The organism is Microbacterium sp., assembly GCF_047971895.1.
Lineage (GTDB): Bacteria > Actinomycetota > Actinomycetes > Actinomycetales > Microbacteriaceae > Microbacterium.
Map to the genome: position 1 here is coordinate 1 of NZ_JBKEAF010000097.1, position 3,558 is coordinate 3,558.

At 64.7% G+C, this 3,558-nt stretch carries 1 protein-coding gene and 1 pseudogene; both read left to right on the plus strand.

Features of this window, described 5'->3' with window-relative positions:
* The coding region (locus tag ACK5IN_RS07690; RefSeq protein ID WP_416895608.1) for a DNA-directed RNA polymerase subunit beta at nucleotides 1-2,041 on the plus strand (2,041 nt) is incomplete at its 5' end.
* A 47-nt stretch (nucleotides 2,042-2,088) separates the two neighbouring features.
* Nucleotides 2,089-3,558: pseudogene (locus ACK5IN_RS07695) on the plus strand (DNA-directed RNA polymerase subunit beta'); the annotation flags it as partial.

Sequence of the window (3,558 nt, forward strand, 5' to 3'; positions counted from 1 at the left end):
CGGCGCGCTCGCGACCTTCGCGCGCATCAACGCCTTCGGCTTCATCGAGACGCCGTACCGCCGCGTGATCGACGGCAAGGTCACCGACCAGGTGGATTACCTGACCGCGCACGAGGAGGACGAGTTCCTCATCGCGCAGGCCGGCGCCCCGCTCACCAAGGACGGCAAGTTCGCCGAGAAGCAGATCCTCGCACGCCCCCGGGGCTCCGAGGTGCAGCTCGTCGACGCCAAGTCCGTCGAAAACATGGACGTGTCTCCCCGCCAGATGGAGTCGGTCGCCACCTCTCTGATTCCGTTCCTCGAGCATGACGACGCGAACCGCGCGCTCATGGGCGCGAACATGCAGCGCCAGGCCGTGCCGCTCGTGCGCAGCGAGTCGCCCGTGGTCGGCACCGGCATGGAGGGCTACGCGGCCATCGACGCCGGCGACGTCATCACCAACGAGGCGGCGGGCGTCGTCTCCGAGGTCTCGGCCGACCGCGTCACCATCCAGCAGGACGAGGGCGGCACCAAGACCTACTACATGCGCAAGTTCGACCGCTCGAACCAGGGCACGAACTACAACCACCGCGTCATCGTGAAGGCGGGCGAGCGCGTCGAGACCGGCGAGGTCATCGCCGACGGCCCCGCGACCGAGAACGGTGAGCTCGCGCTCGGCAAGAACCTGCTGGTCGGGTTCATGTCGTGGGAGGGCCACAACTTCGAGGACGCGATCATCCTCAGCCAGAACCTGGTGAAGGACGACACGCTCTCCTCGATCCACATCGAGGAGTACGACGTCGACGCCCGCGACACCAAGCTCGGCAAGGAGGAGATCACCCGTGACCTCCCCAACGCCAGCATGGAGGCGCTGAAGGATCTGGACGAGCGCGGCATCATCCGCATCGGTGCCGAGGTCGAGCCCGGCGACATCCTCGTCGGCAAGGTCACCCCGAAGGGTGAGACCGAGCTCAGCGCCGAGGAGCGTCTGCTCCGCGCGATCTTCAACGAGAAGAGCCGCGAGGTGCGCGACACCTCGCTGAAGGTGCCGCACGGCGTCTCCGGCACGGTCACCTCGGTGAAGGTGTTCGACGCGGAGAACGACAACGACGACGAGCTCGGCTCGGGCGTCAACCAGCGCGTCGTGGTCTACATCGCCCAGAAGCGCAAGATCACCGAGGGCGACAAGCTCGCGGGCCGTCACGGAAACAAGGGCGTCATCGCCAAGATCCTCCCCGTCGAGGACATGCCCTTCCTCGCCGATGGAACCCCGGTCGATGTCATCCTGAACCCGCTCGGTATCCCCGGCCGGATGAACTTCGGCCAGGTGCTCGAAACGCACCTGGGCTGGATCGCCAAGCAGGGCTGGAAGGTCGAAGGAAAGCCCGAGTGGGCGCTTCGTCTGCCCGATTCCGCTCTCGAAGCGGCCCCGAACACCAAGGTCGCGACCCCGGTGTTCGACGGTGCGCTCGAAGAGGAGATCGCGGGTCTGCTCGACTCGACCCTTCCCACGCGTGACGGTGACCGCCTCATCGATTCCACCGGAAAGACCCGACTGTTCGACGGTCGTTCCGGAGAGCCCTTCCCCGCACCGATCTCGGTCGGCTACATGTACATCCTGAAGCTGCACCACCTTGTGGACGACAAGATCCACGCGCGGTCGACCGGTCCGTACTCGATGATCACGCAGCAGCCGCTGGGCGGTAAGGCGCAGTTCGGCGGTCAGCGCTTCGGTGAGATGGAGGTGTGGGCCCTGGAGGCGTACGGTGCCGCCTACGCGCTGCAGGAGCTGCTCACCATCAAGTCCGACGACATCCTCGGCCGCGTCAAGGTGTACGAGGCGATCGTGAAGGGCGAGAACATCTCGGAGCCGGGAATCCCGGAGTCCTTCAAGGTGCTCATGAAGGAGATGCAGTCGCTGTGTCTGAACGTCGAGGTGCTCTCGGCCGATGGCACCGCGGTGAATCTCCGCGACACGGATGACGAGGCATTCCGCGCGGCGGAAGAGCTCGGCATCAACATCTCCACCCGATTCGAGTCGTCGTCGATCGAAGAGATCTAAGTCTCTCGACGGCCCGAACACAGATTTACTCAGACACAGGAGAACCCGTGCTCGACGCAACAACTTTCGATGAGCTTCGCATTGGCCTGGCCACCGCCGACGACATCCGTCGGTGGTCCTTCGGCGAGGTCAAGAAGCCCGAGACCATCAACTACCGCACGCTCAAGCCCGAGAAGGACGGCCTTTTCGGTGAGCAGATCTTCGGCCCCAGCCGGGACTGGGAGTGCTCGTGCGGTAAGTACAAGCGTGTCCGCTTCAAGGGCATCGTGTGTGAGCGCTGCGGCGTGGAGGTCACCAAGAGCTCCGTCCGCCGCGAGCGCATGGGCCACATCGAACTGGCCGCACCCGTCACCCACATCTGGTACTTCAAGGGCGTTCCCTCGCGCTTGGGCTACCTGCTCGACATGGCGCCGAAGGACCTCGAAAAGGTCATCTATTTCGCCGCCTACATGGTCATCTCCGTCGACGACGAGGCGCGTCACCGCGACATCCCGACGCAGGAGAACAACATCCGCCTCGAGCTGAAGACCCTCGGCGATCGTCGCGATGCGCGCGTGGCCGAGCGGTTGCAGAAGCTGGAGACCGAGCTTGCCGAGCTGGAAGAGGCCGGGGCCAAGGCCGACCAGAAGCGCAAGACCAAGGACGCCGCCGAGAAGGAGATGACGCAGATCCGCAAGCGCGCGGACGAGCAGATCGCCAAGCTGGAGCGGGTGTGGGAAGAGTTCCGCACGCTCGAGGTCGGTGCCCTCAAGGCCGAAGACGAGATCTTCCACGAGCTGCAGGACCGTTTCGGTCAGTACTTCGAGGCCTATATGGGTGCCGAGGCGATCCAGCGTCGCCTGACCACCTTCGATTTGAACGCCGAGGCCGAAGACCTGCACCTGCAGATCGCCGAAGGCAAGGGCCAGCGCAAGATCCGCGCGATCAAGCGCCTCAAGGTGGTCAACTCGTTCGTCTCCACCGGGATGACCCCCGCCTCGATGGTGCTCGACGTCGTTCCGGTGATCCCGCCGGAGTTGCGTCCGATGGTTCAGCTTGACGGTGGCCGCTTTGCCACCAGCGACCTGAACGACCTGTACCGTCGCGTGATCAACCGCAACAACCGTCTGCGTCGCCTGATCGACCTGGGCGCTCCCGAGATCATCGTGAACAACGAAAAGCGCATGCTGCAGGAAGCCGTCGACGCGCTGTTCGACAACGGTCGCCGCGGCCGCCCCGTGACGGGTACCGGAAACCGTGCGCTGAAGAGCCTGTCCGACATGCTCAAGGGCAAGCAGGGCCGGTTCCGTCAGAACCTGCTCGGCAAGCGGGTGGACTACTCGGGTCGTTCGGTGATCATCGTCGGACCCCAGCTGAAGCTGCACCAGTGTGGTCTGCCCAAGCAGATGGCGCTGGAACTGTTCAAGCCGTTCGTGATCAAGCGCCTCATCGACCTGGGGCACTCGCAGAACATCAAGGCCGCCAAACGTTCGGTCGAACGCGCCCGCCCCGAGGTGTGGGACGTGCTCGAGGAGATC